The sequence below is a fragment of the Thermodesulfobacteriota bacterium genome, from assembly GCA_031082315.1.
In the GTDB taxonomy this organism is placed as follows: Bacteria; Desulfobacterota; QYQD01; order QYQD01; family QYQD01; genus QYQD01.
Window position 1 is genome coordinate 1,515 of the sequence record JAVHLC010000013.1, and the last position, 18,849, is coordinate 20,363.

The window sequence follows — 18,849 nt, forward strand, 5'->3', positions numbered from 1 at the left end:
AAAAATGGAACTATTTTTCCACTAAAGAGAAAATCTTTTCCATTCAGTCAAAAAATGATCTGCCGCCGTGTACGCTAACTATCCGTAAATAATATATTTTTTATTTTAAAAAGTCTTTATGCATCTGGCATACAAATTGCTAATAATTGAGTTACAATTTGAAGAATGGTCTGAGAAATTTTAAATGGAAGGAGGTGAAAAAGAATGAAAAAGCTCTTGATGTTTTTGTGCGTCGTGTCCCTCGTAGCGCTTTGGGCTCCGGCATTTGCTTTGACGGTAACGCCGCTGGACAGCGCCACTAATTTAGCCCAAAGTCTTGTGGGGCCGGGGGTCACAATATCGAATGTTACTTATACGGGAGCAAACGCTGCATCGGGATATTTTACGGGTGGCCTTGCCGCTGGAATCGGCATTCAAAGCGGTATTGTCTTGACCTCTGGGTACGCTTCCCACCTGGATGGCACATCTAATACTTCAGACAGCATAACAGGTGCTAATGGTTTAGCGGGTTCCAGCATGCTCAATGCTTTGATCCCTGGTTATACCACATATGATGCCACCACTCTGGAGTTTGACTTCGTGAGCGCCGGGAACTCAGCTTATTTCAACTATGTCTTTGGTTCTGACGAGTATAATGAGTACGTTAATACAAGTTATAATGACGTGTTTGGCTTCTTTTTTAATGGAACGGCAGTTTCAGATAACGTGGCGCTCATTCCAGGGACATCGACAGCAGTTGCCATCAACAATGTAAACAACGGATCCAACTCTCTCTATTATAACGATAATGATCCTGGTGACCTATCTCCGATTCCATTTGCTTTTGAATATGACGGGTTTACCGACGTGTTTACAGCCAGCATACTAGGGCTGACTGCTGGGAATACATATCATCTGACATTGGCCATAGCAGATGCCGGTGATAGCGTTTTGGATTCCGGAGTTTTTTTACAGGCAAAAAGTTTTTCTCAAGATCCTGTGAACCCAGATGTTCCAGAGCCCGCGACCATGGTGTTGCTTGGTTCCGGTCTGGTTGGTCTGGCCGGGTTTGGACGGAAGAAGCTTTCCAAAAAAGTCTAAAAAGAGATAATCAAAAAAACCATAAAAGCCACCGCTGGGGAATCCCCAAGGTGGCTTTTATGTTCTATTTACATTTTTTTAGTTTTTGGGGCAGCCATTTTATTGTACTAACCATCTTCGTAAGGTCTCATCGTCTAGATTAATTCCATCTATCTCCATAAGCTTCTCAGGTGCCGGCATTAGCCCAAATCCCGGGGCCTCGCATTTCCTCCCTTTGGAAAAGGGGGGACAGGAGGGATTTTTAAATAATGTTTTTTGCGCAAAAATCCTGTCTTAAAGGTCAGTTCAAATCATGGCGGTCAGGTGATTCATTCGCAGATGGGCAGGGAGAACGCGGGGCGTCAGGACAGAAAAAATACAGGCAAGGGCAAAAAGAAGTGAAAAGGTGGTTTCCAAGAAAGTGAAACTATTTTCACAAAAGTGGAACTATTTTTCCACTAAAGAGAAAATCTTTTCCATTCAGTCAAAAAATGATCCGCCGCCGTGTACGCTAACTATCCGTAAATAATATATTTTTTATTTTAAAAAGTCTTTGTGCATCTGGCATAAAAATTGCTAAATTATTGAAGCACAATTCACTTTGAAGATATGATTCTGGGAAATTTTAAATAGGAGGAGGTGAGAAGATGAAAAAGATAATATTATTAATCGCTTTTGGAGTAATGTTGGTATTTGTAAGTGTCGCCCTCGCAGCTCCTGTCACAGATACTATCCAGGCTCCTACTGGATATTTTGTGCCTACAGATGCGCAAAAGTATGATGATCCGTATTATCGCTGGTATGGCGAGGATTGGGGCTGGACACACAACGCCATTGGCGGGACCATTACATCTGCATCTTTGAATATCAGTGCATTTGATGTGGATTATGACTATGGTGAGCGGGATGAGATTTTCGTTTGGGACAGTGATTTATCGTCTTGGTCCTCGCTAGGGTATTTGACTGGTGTAAACGATACCTGGTCTTATGCGACATTTACCTTGGGATCGGATTTTTTCGATGAGATTGCCGCTGGTCTTCAAGTTTCTATGGTAATAGATACCACTGCTGCTGGGTGGGCGGTTACGCTTGCCAAATCAGTTCTTTCAGTCGATGGCGGTGTGTTACCTGATCCTAATCCCAATCCTGTCCCCGAACCCTGTACCATGATTCTTTTCGGTACCGGTATAGCGGGAGCTGCAGGCTTCTTGAGAAAGAGGAGTAAGAAAAGCTAGTGTCCTGTTTGGTTTGTTCTGTTTATTAAAAAAAAGATAATCAAAAACCATACAAAGCCACCTCGGGGAAATCCCCAGGGTGGCTTTTATGTTCTATTTACACTGCTGGTGAAGTAGCCCCCGTTTTATCATCCCTGGCCCAAGTTTTTCCCGGATACGGTCAATGGCATGATCGACCCGTTCCAGTTTTTCCATCTCTTTTTCCAGGCCGGGGAGGAGAGAATATTGCTGCCCCCCGCCAAAATTGGAAACGGCGAGTCCGATCAAACGCACGGACATCTTCAGATTATACCGTTCCAGAAGCATAACGGCGGTGTCATAGAGGATTTTAGTCGCACACGTGGCCTCTTTAAGGCTGTGGCTTCTGGTTACCAGGGTAAAGTCGCTGTGTTTCAGCTTTAAGGTTATGGTCCGCCCTTTTAAACCATGCCTGCGCAGCCGTTCCCCTGCCTCTTCTGCCTGTGACAGGAGCTGCTTCTTAAGGGTATTAATATCGGTTGTGTCCTCGGGGAGGGTATCTTCGCTGCCCATGGATTTGGCCGGGCTGGAAGGGATAACCGGTGAATCGTCGATCCCCTGGGCCAATTCCACCAGGCGCAGGCCATACTTGCCGAATTTTCTTTCCAATACCCCGGGCGGGACGCTCAGAATATCAGAAACGATGCGGATTCCCAGCCCTCGGAGCGTCTCTTCAGATTTGGGGCCGACACCGGGCAGTTTACCGCCCGGCAGGTCTTTCAAAAAACTCTGCACTTCTTCCGGTACGATCGTCAGCCCGTCAGGCTTTTGCAGGTCAGAGGCTATCTTGGCCAGAAACTTATTGGGGGCAATGCCAATAGAACAGGTCAGAGAGGTCTCTGCCCATATTCTTTCTTTGATCTTACGGGCTACCCGGATACAGTCACCGTGCAGCCTTTCCGTGCCGGTGAGATCGACAAAGGCCTCGTCTATGGATACCTGCTCGACAAGCGGCGATACGGCCTCCAGCACGGCCATCATCTTTTGTGATACCTCCTGATACCTTTCCATCCTGACCGGTAGAAAGATACCCTGCGGGCAGCGCCTTTTGGCCTCGAAGATGGGCATGGCCGACCGCACACCGTATTTCCGGGCCTCGTAAGAGGCGGTAGAGACGACGCCTCGTTTTGCGCCGCCCACGATGACCGGTTTGCCCTTAAGCGCGGGATTATCGGCCTGCTCTACCGCGGCAAAAAAGGCGTCCATATCCATGTGCAGGATAGTGCGTGACATTTTTTATTTATTCGCTCCTAACGCGGATATGTCGAAGGCGTAGAACTAAAAGGGCTTGCTAGAATTTCAAATGCCAAAATCCAAATGCCAAATCACTTTCAAATGACTAAATGCCAAAGTCGGGCCTTCAGCCTTCAGCTTTTGGGCTTTGACATTTGACATTCATTTGAAATTTGAAATTTGTCATTCTTTTTGGCTTTCAGCCTCGATCTTTGAGCTTCATTTTCACTTTCCCCCTGCGGTTCTCTTTCTCTTCCGTCGGTCGAGCACCTCGGCCAGAATCGGTAAAAGCAGCAGTCCCCCAGGCAGGAGCAAGATGGATAAGGCGGGTATCCTTTTGGCGAGACGGGCAAAGTGTTTCTTCATGGCGGCCAGATCTTCCTCTGTCCACCTGGCGTGCGTACCTTTCATAAGGATACCCATAAGATTCTGAGCCTGGAGGACTTCATTCAGTATCTCGTCCCGGTACCTTAAAAAAGTAGCCTTAGTCTCTGACTTGAGATCTTTTAGATGCATAATAAGACTATGTCTTCTTTTTGCCCCCGGGACGTTCGCTTTTTTCGCGGCGCCGTAGGATAAGCCGGAGCGGACACCGGTCAAAGGCGAACTTCTCGCGTAGTTGATTGATAAGGTAGCGTTCGTAGGAAAAATGGATGGACTCCGGGTAATTGCTGAAGACCACAAAGGTAGGCGGCTTTATCCCGGTCTGGGTCATATAGTATAACTTGACGCGGCGCCCGTTTCGGAGAGGCGGTTCGTGATGAGCGAGGATTTCCTTGAGGGCCTGGTTAACCTTACCGGTGGAGATGCGGGCAGTGTATTGTTCATATACCTTGTCCACAGACTTTAGTATGCTGTTAACCCGATAACCGCTCAGGGCAGAGATTTTCAACACCGGGGCATAGGCCGTAAAAGGCACGGCCACAGTAATATCCTCCATGAGCTTTTTCTTACGCTTCTCATCATCCTTCACCAGATCCCACTTATTAATTGCTATAATACAGCCCTTGTGATTATCCGAGACATAGCCAAGGATGTGGGTATCCTGCTCGGTAATCCCTTCTACGGCGTCAACAAGCACAATGGCCACGTCGCACTCCGCCAGGCTCTTTAATGCCTTTAGAATGCTGTACTTTTCCAAACGATGGCTGATACGCCCCTTCTTCCTTATTCCGGCGGTATCGATCAGTCGGTATTTTGTCCCACCCCTTTCCAGGATAGTGTCCACGGAATCACGCGTGGTACCGGCCACCTCGGTCACCAGCATCCTTTCTTCGCCCAGCAACCTGTTAACCAGCGAAGATTTGCCCACGTTCGGCCGCCCCAGTATGGCCATCCGTATAACTTCCGGCCCGGCATCTGCAGCGCTCTCCGTAGGAATGTGAGCAACAAGCTCATCCAAAAAATCCCTGATGCCATAACCATGTTCAGCCGAAACCCCATAAATGTGATCCACGCCGAGCTGGTAAAAATCTAAGAGGAGGTCCTCCTTTTCCAGACTGTCTATCTTGTTTGCCACGTAGAACACCGGCTTTTCTATCTTCCGCAGGCGATCGACGGCTTCATAATCGGTAGCCGTAAGTTCCTCCCGTCCGTCCATGAGAAAGATAATGGCATCGGCCTCTTCCATGGCCATGGTGGTCTGCTCCTGCATCCTTGAGACCAGTTTATCATCTCCGGCCGGTTCGAATCCGCCCGTGTCAACCAGGACAAACTGTTTTCCTTCCCAGGTAACCTCACCGTAATTCCGATCTCTCGTCACCCCCGGTGTGGAGTCAACGATAGCCCTCCGGCTGTGCGTCAGGCGGTTAAAAAAGGTTGATTTACCGGTATTTGGCCGGCCTACAATAGCCACTAGAAAAGGCATGAATACCTCATTAGATATGATTTACTACCTGGCGTAGTTTCTGGAAAGAAACAAATATCTCCCGGTCCAGGATATTTTTCAAGTTCTTTACCGCCACCGGGATATACGGCTCGAAAAAGGATTTTTTCTTTACCCGGGTCAGGAAACCAAAGGCCCCCAGCACCTGCAGGGCCCGTTGCAGGGCTATATACCAGAAATGATGCCGGAAGTCTTCTTCATTAATCCGCTGCTGGATTTTCATCCTGCGAAGATAGGTCTCAAACAATGACTCTCTCATATCATCCGGCAGGTCAACGTAGGGATCAAAGAGAAGAGAGGCCAGGTCATAGGCCGGGGGGCCGAGGCGTCCGCCCTGAAAGTCTATTAACCGCAGCCGCCCCTTATAGACCATGAGATTCCTTGACTGGAAATCACGATGGAGAAAGAGGGTAGGGTGTTGTTCACCGGCCAGGTCAGCCAGCCTTTCAAAATCCGGGGCCAGTTCATCCCGTGTGATCTCCAGCCCCAGGTAGCCCTGTAAGAAGGCCTGCAGGAAATAGCCGGACTCCCGTTCCAACATAAGCCTTCGGTCATAAACAGGCGTATCAAAACAATACCGGGTATCAAACCCCTCGGCCCCTCTTACTTGCATGTTCACCAGGATATCCACGGCCTCCAGATACCACCTTTCCGTCGCTCCGGTATTGTTTTCTTCCCTGACGGCTCGCTCAAGATGCGCATCCCCCAGGTCTTCCATGATGATGGCCCCGGTGGTCCGGTCATAACCGTAGATAACCGGTGTGGGGATACCCTTTGCGGCCAGATGCCGGCCTATGTAATGATAGGCCTCGCTTTCCTTAAGGTGCAGGGGGTCTTTACTCTCAGGCAGGACAACTATGAGCGATCCTTTAGACCCGGAGATACGATAAAAAGGGCGGTTAGAACCGTCGCCGGTGAGCATTATAAGGTCCGGCGCTACCCCTTCGTTCGTAATCAGAGAAAGATAAGGTTTTATAATATCCTGTAACACCGCTTAATCCTGTGGAAAGACGCCGTGTACCACGGTATTGACGATCCGGCTGTTGGCCTTTATTTGGGCCCCCTCCCAGACTACGGACTGCGTCAGGTGTGTATAAGGCTCCACAGAGACCCGGTCGCCCAGGGAGACCCAATCTGTAAACTCCACGCCTTCGGCTATGGAGACATCCTCCCCCAGACAAAAGGGAGAGTCACACGGCAGAAGGTCATCTATCCCTTTCACCCGGCCGCTTAATAAATCGCCATGGAGCGACAGATAGGCCTCTGTCGTCCCGATGTCCGTCCAATAGTGGCCGCTAACCCTGAAGGCGCCCAGCTTTGCGCCCTTTGAGATAAGGGCGCGATAGGCATCCAGTATATCATAATAGACCCCTTCGGGGATAAGAGAAAGGACATCCGGATTTATCACATGGATGCCGGTAAAGGCCATCCGGCCGTCCGGACGAGAGCTAAAGCCCTTTATATAATCCCGGTCGTCAACCAGGACACTGTTGTATTTCGGGTAGTGGTGGAGCGACATGGTCGCCGTATTGCCTGAAGCGATATGGAAACTATAGACCGCCCTTAAGTCTATGGTAGTAAATATATCCCCATTGATTACCAGGAAGGGTGCGTCATCTAAAAAACGTTTGGCATTTCTGATTCCGCCGCCTGTACCCATGATAACATTCTCGTGAAGGACGTGGGCAGTAATTCCCGAGAGATTATATTTTTCAAGGAATGCCGCAATCTGATCGCCCAGGTGATGGGTATTGACCGCTATCTCAGTCACCCCGGCACGCCGGAGCTGCTCAATTATTATTGCCAGAAGAGGTTTATTGAGGACCGGGAAAAGGGGCTTGGGCTTAAGGAGAGTGAGCGGCTTTAAGCGTGTACCAAACCCGGCTGCCAGAATCATGGCCTTCATATTATCTCTTGAGCTGTCGGCTTTCAGCCATCAGCGGTCAGCCTTTAACGCTCGACGTTCGAGTTGTTTTATTAGAAAAACCGTAACTACTCAGCCGCCGATCTACGCCGATCATCACTGATATTTTTTCTTTTATTATCATATACAAATCTTTATGAATCCTGGTTTTCTGCCTCAAAACTTCTAAAAATAATATCTGTGATTTTTTTGTATTTAAACCTATCTGCGTTCATCTGTGTGAATCTGTGGCTGAATAGTTACGAAAAACCAGGATGGCGGGTATAAAGTGGGGGTTGGAATCCATGAACCGAAGTTTAAGCCTTTAATTTGTCAATACTCTCCTTTACTTCACGTGCTTCCTTCACTCCGGGGAGATCGCCCACGGCCCTTTCCAGGGGATTCTGGTCCCTCACCGCAGTTGTATCTTGTTTTGTCTTATTATCTGTCTGTTCAGAGAGAAGCCCTTTGCTATCTTCTTCGATATCATTCAGGCCTTTTTTAAAGGAACGAATCCCTTTCCCCAGGTCCCGGCCAATTTCCGGAAGTCTTTTGGCCCCGAAGATAAAAAAAGCGACGATCAAAATAATTATAAGCTCTTGCGTCCCTAAGCCAAACATACCTAGCCTCCTCGCCGCTGGAGCCACCTAATCATCGGAACCGGGCTTGTTTTTTCCCTCTATTTTAGACTGGTCGGACGGGGTCTCTTCCTCCCCCCGGATATTCTTGCGAAAGTTTCGTATGCCCTTACCGATACCACTCCCTATCTGCGGCAATTTACTCGCGCCGAAGATAATCACAACAATAACCAGAATAATCAAAAGCTCCGGCATCCCTAACCCGAACATGAAAGAAAATCCTCCGAGAGATCTGAATAATAACGTATTAACCTATTATTAACACCCTTCTGTTGTGGCTGTCAATTAAAAAGGCTCCGGGCTTATGCCCGCTGACTAATTGATACTACCCGATCGTCCTATACATTAAACCGGAAGTTTATTATGTCGCCATCCTGGACGATGTAGTCACGGCCCTCCAGTCGAGCCAGTCCCTTCTTTTGGGCCTGGGCATAGGAACCGTGTTCTACAAGATCATCATACGCCAGGACCTCGGCCCGGATAAATCCCTTCTCTATATCGGAATGTATCACGCCCGCCGCCTTCCGGGCAGGCGTGCCTTTCGTAATTGTCCAGGCGCGCACCTCATCCTTTCCTACGGTAAAGAAAGAAATAAGTCCCAAAAGGGCATAGGAGTAACGTATAATTCTTTGCAAGGCCGGTTCGGCATCCACCTCCAGACCGCCGCGGAAAACTTCGGACTCCTCCGGGCTTAACTGCGCAAGCTCCATCTCGAGCTGGCCGCAGACCTCGGCGACCATGGTGTTGGGCGGCGCTTCGTAACCCTCCACCTTTGTATATTTCTCCCCGTTATTGATAATCCACAAGATTGGTTTTGCCGAAAGGAAGGCAAATCCTTTGAGGAGGGGTGAAGACACTGCCTCACTGAGGGAGCGCAGAGGTTTTTCCTCTTCCAGTGCAGTAAGACACATGGAAAGTAGATTATGCTCTTCTTCGTCTATCTTCCGTCCCCTTTTTTTATCTTCTTCTATCCTGGCAAGCCTCTTTTCTACCACGATAAGGTCAGCCAGTATAAGTTCGGATTCTACCTTCCCTATATCAGACCGGGCCGCAGGCGCAATACCGCCTGTCTCAAAGTTACGGGCTACAAGCACGATGGCATCTGCCGGCCGCACAAGAGTCCACAGTTTTTCGTCAAGGGGGTTGTCTTTTTCGCCGGAGCTATCAAGGCCGCCTACATCCGCATACTCAACGTTGGCATAGATAGTCTTTTGAGGCTCATACATAGTGGAAAGCAGGTCCACACGGCCATCCGGCACCTTTACCACACCAATATTAGCTTCCCTGGATCGTCCTCCCGCAGATATCGCCGCGTGTCCCCTGGTCAGGGCATTAAAGAGTGTGGTTTTACCGGAACCGGGTAGGCCAATTATAGCCAGTTTCATCTGGTATCCTTCTTTCTATTATTTTCTGTCAGCACTGTGAGGATTCGGCTATCAGTCCGTCATGACCTATTGCAGGACCCGCCAGATCGGATCATCCAGCTCTTTTATTTTACTGACTGCTGATGGCTGAATGCTGACAGCCCAATAGATAACATCTGCTTATGAATAATGCAATGACATGGCGGGAAAAGGTCGCCGAGATGTGGAATCTACGAAGAAGAGATACAATGATGTCATTATAGAGGCTCCTGCAAAAGTCGTCACACCGGTGAAAACCGGTGTCCAGGAGTATCCTGATTCGCTTGAAATTACTGGATTCCGGCTTTCGCCGGAATGACGAGAAGGCCGGTTACAAAAGTTTTGCAAGAGGCGCTATCGGGTTAAAAAGGTTAGCTATTGTGGGGGTGGCAGGAGCTTGAAAATAGCATAGAAGGTGGATCCACGGCCTGGTTCACTATCTACGAAAATTTCACCTCCGTGGAGCTGGATGATTTCCCTGACTACCGCGAGTCCGATTCCCATTCCCGGGGCCTTAGTTGAATGCGAAGATTTGGCCCGGTAATATCGCTCAAAGACCTTTCCCTGTTCTTCAGACGGGATGCCAATACCCGTATCTTTAACTGAAATACACACCTTTTCCAGACCATAGGCCCTGGCCTCAATTTTAACGCTGCCTCCAAGCTGGTTGTACTTTACGGCATTGGAAAAAAGGTTATTAAACACCCTGCTCAACTGATGTGCGTCGCCCTGTATAATCATGGGGCCGTGTTCTATCTCTGTTTCCATAATTATATTCTTGAGTTCGGCGAGGGGTTCCAGCCAGGCCAGGCTCTTCCTTAAAACATCGCTGATATCCACCTCTCCTTTATTTATAACCGGCTTTCCAGCCTTTGCCCGGGAATAATTCTCAAGGCATTCTACCAGCTCAGCCTCACGACTAATGGCCATGGAACAACTCCGCAGGAATTTGTCCTGCTTGGCCGTAAGCGGACCTGCTTTCTCACTCAACATCATATCGACAAAGCCTTTGACCGCCGTCAAGGGTGTCTTCAAATCATGAACGATGCCGGCCAGGTATTGATTCCTCATTTGCTCGAGAGTTTGAATTTCTGCATAGGCCTTTTCAACCCCGGGCTCTTTTTTCTGTTGCTCTGTAATGCCCCTGGCAACTGTCAGGAAGAATTTCTTTGAATGGCAGTATATGGCACGGCAACTTACCTCTACAGGTTTTGCCGCGCCATTTTTACAGACATAAGCTGTTTTAAAGGTAACCGGCTGGTCATTTATATCCTTCGTAAAAAGGCGGGCAGGTGTTTTTGCTACTCCTGAAGCAGCAATATCACGATACCGCATACCTAGTATCTCATCCTGTGAGTAGCCAAGCTCTATGCACACAGAAGGGCTGACTTCGACGATATTACCTTTGCGATCTAACACGACGACCTGCTCGGGGATATGTGCGAATAAGACCTCGTATGTATCAGCCCCCAGAGCAGATGCAGGTCTGAAGTTATTAAAATCGATTTCTGGATTGATCTCTGGTGTATAAAGATCATCTATGAACTCTTTATTATTAATCCAGGATTTTTTTCTTATTTCGGCAAGCGATCCGTTCAGCATGTCCTTTGGTCTTTCTCACTTTCTTTTAACGAGGTTTTATGTAATTATCTATCGACCTTATTAATTGAATTTATAAGAATATTCGGGCAATGTGCATTTTTTCTCTTAATATGGCCCTTGATACGGCGAATAAAGAGATTCAAAAGACGCAGCTACTAAGGTTCAAAGTTCCACGGTTCAAGGTTAAAATATGAAAAGCGCAAAGTAGCCAACCGTGAACCGTGAACCTAACAACCTGAGTAATTACCCAAAGGCAACGTCTTAATCATGCAAAGCGGGCAATCTCCGATAGCAACGGTCGAATACTGGAGGAAGGCCTTTCATCTTTGCGGCCTGTGCATCCCATTGGCCTACATGTATCTTCCGGAAAATATCTTTTTGTACCTCTTTTTTCCGATGGCAGCCGCCTTCATAATCATTGACGTGGCCAGGCTCAGAATAAAATGGCTGGGAAGGATATACCTGCGGGTCGCCAAAAATCTATTACGCGACAGGGAATATAGCAGACCTGCGGCCAGTCTCTACTATCTCGCTGGTTCCGGCCTGACTATCATCCTTTTTCCAAAACAGATCGCTATTGCGGCGCTGGCAGTGCAAACCTTGTCGGATGCCGCGGCCGCCCTAGCCGGTCAGCGTTTAGGGAGACACAGGATAGGGAATAAGACTGTAGAGGGGAGCGCGGCCTTCTTAATTTCAGCATGGATAATTCTGGCAGTATATTTTGGCCGTGAGCCCTTAAAACATTTTATACCCGCCCTGGCTGGGACTCTGGCCGAGCTTTTCCCCTCCCCAATTGATGACAACCTGACTGTGCCGCTGGCTATCGGTCTGTCCTACGTGATTTTGTTTTAGGTTGACGGTGTCTATGCTCCCTGGTATTTTCAATATAATTATGTCAGGCCACAAAACGATTAATATTATCGGCGGCGGACTGGCCGGAAGCGAAGCCGCCTATCAGATTGCTAAAAGAGGCATCCGGGTTACTCTTCATGAGATGAAACCGGTCAGATTCTCGCCCGCCCACCAATCTCAAAATCTGGCTGAACTGGTTTGCAGCAACTCACTCCGGTCCGATGCCCTGGATTCTGCCGTGGGCCTGCTCAAGGAAGAGATGCGCCGCATGGGTTCTCTCGTTATGGAGGCGGCGGATAATACCAAAGTCCCGGCTGGGAAAGCGCTGGCCGTTGACCGGGAGCGCTTTTCTTCTTACATAACAAAAAAAATAGCTGAACATCCCTTGATAACCATAGTGCGCGAAGAGGTCACGGAAATTCCGGAAGAAGGCCTAACCATTATTGCTACCGGCCCCTTGACCTCGGAGGGGCTATCTAAAAGATTGGGAGAACTGATCGGCGAAAATTACCTGTATTTCTACGACGCCATAGCCCCCATTATCTTCAAGGACTCTATCGACTTCAATGTGGCCTTCAAGGCCTCACGTTATGCAGAGGGCGAGGGAGATTATCTGAACTGCCCTATGGATGAGAAACAATACGAGGATTTTATCCGGGCATTAAAGGAGGCCGACAAAGTGCCTCTGAAACCGTTTGAAAAGCCGGTCTATTTTGAGGGGTGCCTGCCCATCGAGGTCATGGCCGAACGGGGGGATGAGACCCTTCGTTTCGGTCCCATGAAACCGGTGGGATTAAGAGACCCGCGTGCAGGAAAAGAGGCCTACGCCGTGGTGCAGTTAAGACAGGAAAATGTGGCCGGGACGCTTTACAACATGGTTGGGTTCCAGACCAAACTCAAATGGCCGGAACAGGAACGCATCTTCCGTATGATACCCGGCTTAGAAAAGGCAGAGTTTGCCCGTCTGGGCAGCATCCACCGCAACACCTTTGTCAAGGCGCCTGTGGTTATTGCCAAGACCCTCCAATTACAAAAAAATAAAAATATCTTTCTGGCCGGTCAGATATCCGGGGTGGAAGGCTATGTGGAATCTACTGCCATGGGATTGATAGCCGGGATAAACGCCGCCCTCCTGGCCGGTGGTAAGGAAATGATTGCGCCACCGGATGCTACAGCCCACGGGGCGCTAATAAACCACATAACCGAAAGCAAACCCGAATCATTCCAGCCTATGAATGTCAACTTCGGCCTCTTCCTCCCGCTCTCCGGAAAAATTCCCAAGAAAAAGCGTGGAGAGGTCTACGCCGAAAGGGCGCTGGCGGCACTAGAGATATGGATAAAAGAAAAAGGCGTGCTCGTCCACGATGTATAGACGTGCCTCTATGACGGCTTCGTAAAAAGTCCATTTGCTGCGTTGCGCGGCATCCTTCGTCACTGCGGCGTAGCTATGGAAATAGTTCACCGTTCACTGTTTACCGTTCACCGTAAGTGCATGGTTTGTTGACGGACAACGGTCAACTGATAATAGGATTTGCGCGCCTTACAACTGGAGCTTTTTACTGTGCCGTCCATGCTTTGATTTTTTACGAGTTCATCAACCTTATCCTTTAACCCTTCAGTGACTTGATAAACTCATCAATCGGGATTGCCGCTAAGGTCATGCCTTGCATGGTGCCCCGAGCCCCAAGCTCCACGGAAACCCTGGTGACCGTGGTATTATCCGGCGCTTCCAAGATATTGACAAAGTCATAGGGGCCGAGCACGGCATACTGAGCCAATATTTTTACGCCCATGGCCTCCACTTCCTTGTTTACCTCTTTGATTCGTTCCGGATGTTTTTTGAGGGTCTCTCTACCTTCACCGGTTAAACTGCTAAGCATCACATAAATACCCATGGCAAGCCTCCGTCGGAAATAGGTTTTTATCTTAATTTTATGATTGCAAATCTGCGTGGTCCTTGTCAACAGAAATTCTATTTTCAGCATCCCACAGCGACCGTTGCAGTATAGATCGCTATCAGCCGCCTGATAAAGGTTAGCATGACCTGTGCGAAAAATAACTTTTATTTTTCTTGACAAACTGAATGCAAATTCATAGTCTTTAATTAAAAAATGCGCAACTAAATCTATTCTTTAACAAACGAGGATTTCCATGGATGGAAGCCCGCAGCCCTCTAAAAAACCAAATCTCACATATATACTCCCTGTTAAGCTTGGGTCGGCGACTGAGAGAAGGGTTGGCCCGTTCCTTCCGGATAAACTGTTTTTCTTCGAAACTGAGCGAGGCTTAAAAACATAAAAAGGGCTTAGGTCCGAGGAGGTTAAAAATGCCAAACGGAACGAGTGCAGCAGTAACCGAGGCCGCCCCCCTCAACGAAATCAGAAAAATATCCCGGGTCACTGTTCTGTTTCTCGCCTTGGTGTTTTTCCTCCCATCCACAGTTCAGGCCGGTAAGCTGGAAGGGACGGTCATTGGCCGGAAGGGAGACCTTAAAAAATACGTGAGGATCAGCCTGGTTGGCCGCGAACCCAAGACCACATTTACCAACGGCAGGGGAATTTTTACCTTAGACGCACCCAATGGAAGATATGGACTGACTATATTTGAGAAAGGCAACGAACAGACATTTGCAGTTGAAATACCCGGCAGGTGGAGATTTCAGGTTGATTGGTAGGCGAAGGCAAGGCTATGTCACAGGAACAAAGTAATAAGACAAATGACAAAAGAAAAGATGCCTGGGACAAGGCAGATATCGTTATAAAGGGAATCGGCATAGCCGTCATTTCCGGGGCTATTACCCTCTACGGCATCTGGGCAAACAATAGCCGGGAAAGAGAGGCCGAGATCAACCGGAAATCCCAGCTTTTTGTACAAACTATGAGCAACCGGGAGGCCTCGGAGTCCAACCTGAGGGCCAAGATGTTTGAACAGCTCATGAATCATTATTTTGAAAAAAAAGACGAAGAGGCCCAACTCCTATTTTTAAAACTTATTGCCCTCAATTTTCAGGAATACCTGAACGTCAAGCCCCTCTTTGAACACTTGGACAGAAAACTGACCTCAAGCCTGCACAGGATGGAACTCCGGAGGGTAGCCAAGGATACGATTGGCCGCCAGATTGCGGAATTGGAAGGAAGCGGGGGCGAGGTATGGGAGGAGCCGGGTTGGCTTGAGAAAGGTAAGGTTACTCCAGCCGGCCCGCTGCAATTGGAATTATTAGGGGTAAGCGAAGACCGTATTCGCATAAGAACATTACCGGAAGATGAAGACGGATTCGAAGTGACATACTTTGATATGCCCTATGTGGATAATAGCAGTATAAACGCCATGAGATATTCGGTGGTGTTAGCGGAGGCAAGGCCGGAAGAAAATAAGGCCAGGATAAAGATAATAATCTTTCCGGAAAACTACCTGAGCCCGAGAGACAGGCCACGCATGGACTGTCTGATTACCGATCTTCTAAAGACCCATGAGGCGCCTGCCCCTGTAAAAAAGTAATAGAGCCTGTTAAGCAGTTCAAACGGTTTAACCGGTTTAAGCTGCTGTATTAAATTCCGTCAAAAGGTGGCTATATGTTTCTCAAAAGAGGGAGCCAGGGCCGCCTGGAATGCCTTTGGACAAAGAGACTTCGAAATGTCGAAAGAGTTCGCTGCCTGCTTTGAGGATGTGGGTTTCATTTGGGGCGGAAGATGGTCAAAACCGGACGCCATGCACTTTCAGCATTGTCTGGACAGGTAACATCGGAGAGGCTGCTCAACTATTTTAAAAAGTTATGTCGTAAAGTGCGGAGGCCGCCTTCGCCTTGGCTCCGGAGTCAGGCGATGAGACATAATATCCGGAAAATTTCAATAAGGAGGAGGTAACAAACATGCACAAGTTAAAGTTTTTAAGAAGTCTGGTGTTCATTGGATTAATGGTACTGGCAATGGCCGGCAGTGTTTTTGCCCAGCACGATGTATACCTGGAAACCCCCAATACTGTACCTTCATACTGTCAGGAAACTAATATCTGGTGTGGTGCTGCCACCACACAGATGATCCTGGAAGGATATCCGGGCGGAACCGAACATCCGTTTACGCAAACGCATGTCTGGAACAGGATTCAGGCCCACAGGGATGACCTGGCGGTAAACTGGGCCACAGACCCTGATGGGCTCAGAGATACCCTTATGGAACTTGGCGGGGACCCCGGGGTGAGTTGGAATATCTATGCCAACTCCAACGCCCAGTCGCTGATGTACTCTGTCGCCTATTGGATGACCAGACGACAGTTCCCGACGGCCGTATTGGTCTATGGATTTCAGCATTGGGTGATGATCGACGGCTTCACAACAGATGTGGACCCTACTACAAACGCTACAATAAATCTCCAGTCGATTGAGATCGTCGATCCATGGAATCCTCCTTGCCCGGCGGCCACATCCGGCGGCGTACGATCCTTAATGACCGGCGCCAACTGGTACGGCAATTACTGGTATACGCCGGGCAATATCGCGGCCAGTAAGTGGAACGGCAACTATGTCGCCGTAATTGAACCGCCCGCCAAAGAGGGTGTAGCCAAGGCGCCCAGGCAGGTGGAAGAAGGGCGTATAATCTCTGAGGGCGCCGCCAAAGAGTATGCCATGAAGTGGTTCAAGGAACTTCGCCTGGAAAAGAGGTCGCCCTATGCCGTACTGCGGCAGACCAAGGTCCTTCAGCCGCTCCTGGTGAATCCAAAACGCAAGGGGTATTTCCTGGTCCCCCTCGGCTATAGTGAAGGGAAACTCAGTCAGGGGGCGGTCCTTGTAAATGCTTATGACGGAAGTTTCCAGGAGGTAGGTGTCTTTCAAAGACCTATCAAGTACCTATCCAGGGATGAGGCCATACGGATTGCCCGGAACTATCTGTGCGCCTGTAAAGACACGAGGATGAGGATTCAGGCCCAGCTTATGTTTCAGCCTTCGGAGCAGACCCAGAGCCGGTTTATGCCCTTGTGGGAGGTTATGTTGGACAGAGTCACTCTCTATATCACCCAGGAGGGCAAGGTATTTGAAAAGCTGACCCCGCTTCCACTGGGGGATTAAAAACCTATGATTATGGGGTTGCCGGAATCGCTTGAAGATATTGTTATGCGGCGCGAGACCGGCAACCCCTCATATTTTAAATGGCCTGGGGAAAAGTAAAATTTTACCGCAAAGGTCACAGAGAACGCTGAGATAACATATGGAATGGTTTAAAGTTTTTCTCTGCGGGCGTTGCGCGCTCAGCGGTGAATGGCTTTTTTACTAATTCATAAAATATGGTGAATAAAAATGTCCGATAAGCCCAAAAGCCTTTCCGAAATAAGATTCAAACCGGTTAGCCGGGTCTTCCCCTCTCCTTCAGACTGGCGGGACCAGTTCGTCTATTTTCTCCTGGTGGACCGATTTAACAGCGGGGAAGGTGATATCCCTCCATACGTACCCGGCTCAACTCCCGCCGGCAGAAATGATGAAGAGGGCGAAAAATGGCAGGGCGGGACGCTGAAAGGTATTGCTGAGAGACTCGACTATATAAAAGGCCTGGGCTGTACGGCCGTGTGGTTAAGCCCTATATTTAAAAACCGGAGTGAGCTTAACACCTACCACGGCTATGGCATCCAGGATTTCCTCGATATTGACCCGCGCTTTGGGTCGGTTAAAGACTTACAGACCCTGGTAAAAAAAGCCCACAAGATGGGGATGTATGTAATTCTCGATATAGTCCTGAACCATACCGGCGACAACTGGGCCTATCCGGGAGGCTACCGCTACGACTACTGTGGGGGGCAGAGATTTCCCTTTGGTTTCTGGCGGGAAGTTACCCATGGTTCAGGTATCGAGTGGCCGGATGATGCGGTCTGGCCGGTAGAGTTCCAGAATTCCGAGTGGTACAGGCGAAAGGGCGAGATACGAAACTGGGACACATTCCCGGAGGCGAGGGACGGTGACTTCTGTTCTCTGAAAGAGCTTGATACCTCAAGCCGTGAAGTACTGCGAGCCCTCATCGACATACATAAGTACTGGATTGCCGTCACCGATGTGGATGGCTACCGTCTGGATGCGGTAAAGCACCTGGAAGAGTCAAGCACCGCTCTATTCTGCGCGGCCATAAGAGAATATGCCCAGAGCATCGGCAAAAAGAATTTCCTGCTCTTTGGAGAGATCATCGGAGACGACCGTTTTATCGACCAGTATATCGGCAGAAATGCCCGCATCCCGGGCACCAATGAACGTTTTCCTTCCCTGGACGCCGCCCTTGATTTTCCCTTGTGGGGGATACTGGAAGGGGTGATAAAGGGATTTACAAATCCGGCTGAACTCAGGAAAAGATATGAAGGATTCCGGGAATTATATAGCGACCACGGCCGGGCCGGCGAATATTTTGTGACTTTTATTGATAACCACGATCAGATTGGCCGTTCGCCAAGGGCCAGATTTCTCCATAACGATCCCCTCCGGAGACAGGCCGTTCTGGCCATAGGTTACCTGCTCACAAGCATCGGCATCCCCTGCCTCTATTATGGGACAGAGCAGGGGTTCGACGGCGGAGGTGACCATGATAAGCACATACGTGAATGTATGTTCGGCGGCCGCTGGGGGGCCTTCAATACTACAAGGCATCATTTCTTTAACCCGGATAACCCCATCTATAAAGATATATCCCGTATCGCAGAGATGAGAGGGGAAGAGCCCGCCCTGCGTTATGGAAGACAATACTTCCGGGAGATATCAGGAAACGGCGTCGATTTCGGCTATCCTATCGACGGCCGTTCTACCTTGGCCTATTCCCGTATTCTCGACAGCACCGAGATACTTGTGACCATGAATCTGGATATGGAGCCAAGGAGTGACTTTATAACCATAGATAGCAGCCTTTCTCCCATCGGTAAAGAAATGGTCAACCTTCTGGACGCGCGGTCAAAAGTAAAGATAACCGAGGTAAACGGGCGGCATATAGTCCACACCGACCTGCAGCCTCATGAAATAGCAATATTTAAACGCATTGTTCCATAAGGAGGGAAC

Annotated in this window: 19 protein-coding genes; 9 read left to right on the forward strand and 10 right to left on the reverse strand. The window is 48.9% G+C overall.

The features are described from left to right. The first annotated feature begins 204 nt into the window (after positions 1-204). Both RDU59_11185 and RDU59_11190 read left to right on the forward strand, forming a co-directional pair. Positions 205-1,080 carry a choice-of-anchor L domain-containing protein gene (locus tag RDU59_11185; GenBank protein ID MDQ7839038.1) on the forward strand — a complete coding sequence of 292 codons (876 nt, stop codon included), beginning with the start codon at positions 205-207 and terminating at the stop codon, positions 1,078-1,080. Positions 1,081-1,706: 626 nt separating this feature from the next. Then, entirely contained in the window at positions 1,707-2,294 is a 588-nt protein-coding gene (locus tag RDU59_11190; GenBank protein MDQ7839039.1) for a PEP-CTERM sorting domain-containing protein, read from the forward strand. A gap of 93 nt (positions 2,295-2,387) precedes the next feature. Here the strand turns inward: RDU59_11190 and RDU59_11195 are convergent, their stop codons facing one another. The 8 genes from RDU59_11195 to RDU59_11230 form a co-directional block, all read right to left on the reverse strand. Beyond that, positions 2,388-3,545, reverse strand: coding sequence for a DNA polymerase IV (locus tag RDU59_11195; GenBank protein MDQ7839040.1), 1,158 nt, complete (start codon positions 3,543-3,545; stop codon positions 2,388-2,390). A 225-nt stretch (positions 3,546-3,770) separates the two neighbouring features. Then, positions 3,771-4,061 (reverse strand): hypothetical protein, encoded by a 291-nt coding sequence (locus RDU59_11200; GenBank protein ID MDQ7839041.1) that lies wholly within the window; start codon positions 4,059-4,061, stop codon positions 3,771-3,773. A gap of 7 nt (positions 4,062-4,068) precedes the next feature. Further along, a complete protein-coding gene (gene der, locus RDU59_11205; protein ID MDQ7839042.1) occupies positions 4,069-5,412 on the reverse strand; it encodes a ribosome biogenesis GTPase Der in 1,344 nt (447 codons plus the stop codon). Between the two features lie 10 nt (positions 5,413-5,422). Beyond that, the gene (locus tag RDU59_11210) at positions 5,423-6,421 is read right to left on the reverse strand and encodes a phosphotransferase (GenBank protein MDQ7839043.1); all 999 of its coding nucleotides are present in this window, start codon (positions 6,419-6,421) and stop codon (positions 5,423-5,425) included. Between the two features lie 3 nt (positions 6,422-6,424). Beyond that, positions 6,425-7,336, reverse strand: coding sequence for a sugar phosphate nucleotidyltransferase (locus RDU59_11215; GenBank protein MDQ7839044.1), 912 nt, complete (start codon positions 7,334-7,336; stop codon positions 6,425-6,427). Between the two features lie 314 nt (positions 7,337-7,650). Continuing rightward, a complete protein-coding gene (locus RDU59_11220) occupies positions 7,651-7,953 on the reverse strand; it encodes a twin-arginine translocase TatA/TatE family subunit (GenBank protein MDQ7839045.1) in 303 nt (100 codons plus the stop codon). Positions 7,954-7,980: 27 nt separating this feature from the next. Next, complete coding sequence (tatA, locus tag RDU59_11225) at positions 7,981-8,181, reverse strand: twin-arginine translocase TatA/TatE family subunit (GenBank protein MDQ7839046.1); 201 nt, start codon at positions 8,179-8,181, stop codon at positions 7,981-7,983. A gap of 128 nt (positions 8,182-8,309) precedes the next feature. After that, positions 8,310-9,356 carry a DUF933 domain-containing protein gene (locus tag RDU59_11230; GenBank protein MDQ7839047.1) on the reverse strand — a complete coding sequence of 349 codons (1,047 nt, stop codon included), beginning with the start codon at positions 9,354-9,356 and terminating at the stop codon, positions 8,310-8,312. A gap of 202 nt (positions 9,357-9,558) precedes the next feature. Here RDU59_11230 and RDU59_11235 point away from each other — a divergent pair, with 202 nt between their 5' ends. Beyond that, on the forward strand, positions 9,559-9,693 hold the full coding sequence (locus RDU59_11235; GenBank protein ID MDQ7839048.1) for a hypothetical protein: 135 nt from the start codon (positions 9,559-9,561) through the stop codon (positions 9,691-9,693). Positions 9,694-9,749: 56 nt separating this feature from the next. Here the strand turns inward: RDU59_11235 and RDU59_11240 are convergent, their stop codons facing one another. Further along, on the reverse strand, positions 9,750-10,976 hold the full coding sequence (locus RDU59_11240; GenBank protein MDQ7839049.1) for a PAS domain-containing sensor histidine kinase: 1,227 nt from the start codon (positions 10,974-10,976) through the stop codon (positions 9,750-9,752). Positions 10,977-11,243: 267 nt separating this feature from the next. Between RDU59_11240 and RDU59_11245 the strand changes: the two genes are divergently transcribed. After that, entirely contained in the window at positions 11,244-11,828 is a 585-nt protein-coding gene (locus RDU59_11245; GenBank protein MDQ7839050.1) for an SEC59/DGK1/VTE5 family protein, read from the forward strand. 40 nt (positions 11,829-11,868) lie between these two features. Then, a complete protein-coding gene (gene trmFO, locus RDU59_11250) occupies positions 11,869-13,200 on the forward strand; it encodes a methylenetetrahydrofolate--tRNA-(uracil(54)-C(5))-methyltransferase (FADH(2)-oxidizing) TrmFO (protein MDQ7839051.1) in 1,332 nt (443 codons plus the stop codon). 235 nt (positions 13,201-13,435) lie between these two features. Here trmFO and RDU59_11255 read toward each other — a convergent pair whose 3' ends face one another. Then, complete coding sequence (locus RDU59_11255; GenBank protein MDQ7839052.1) at positions 13,436-13,723, reverse strand: GYD domain-containing protein; 288 nt, start codon at positions 13,721-13,723, stop codon at positions 13,436-13,438. 431 nt (positions 13,724-14,154) lie between these two features. On the opposite strand from RDU59_11255, the gene RDU59_11260 reads away from it, so the two are divergent. From RDU59_11260 to RDU59_11275, 4 genes are all read left to right on the forward strand, one after another. Further along, positions 14,155-14,502: a hypothetical protein gene (locus tag RDU59_11260; protein ID MDQ7839053.1), complete on the forward strand. Its 348-nt coding sequence runs from the start codon at positions 14,155-14,157 to the stop codon at positions 14,500-14,502. A gap of 14 nt (positions 14,503-14,516) precedes the next feature. Continuing rightward, a complete protein-coding gene (locus RDU59_11265; GenBank protein MDQ7839054.1) occupies positions 14,517-15,326 on the forward strand; it encodes a hypothetical protein in 810 nt (269 codons plus the stop codon). Between the two features lie 370 nt (positions 15,327-15,696). Further along, positions 15,697-16,890 (forward strand): hypothetical protein, encoded by a 1,194-nt coding sequence (locus RDU59_11270; protein ID MDQ7839055.1) that lies wholly within the window; start codon positions 15,697-15,699, stop codon positions 16,888-16,890. A gap of 228 nt (positions 16,891-17,118) precedes the next feature. Continuing rightward, entirely contained in the window at positions 17,119-18,840 is a 1,722-nt protein-coding gene (locus RDU59_11275) for an alpha-amylase family glycosyl hydrolase (GenBank protein ID MDQ7839056.1), read from the forward strand. The last annotated feature ends 9 nt before the right edge of the window (positions 18,841-18,849 follow it).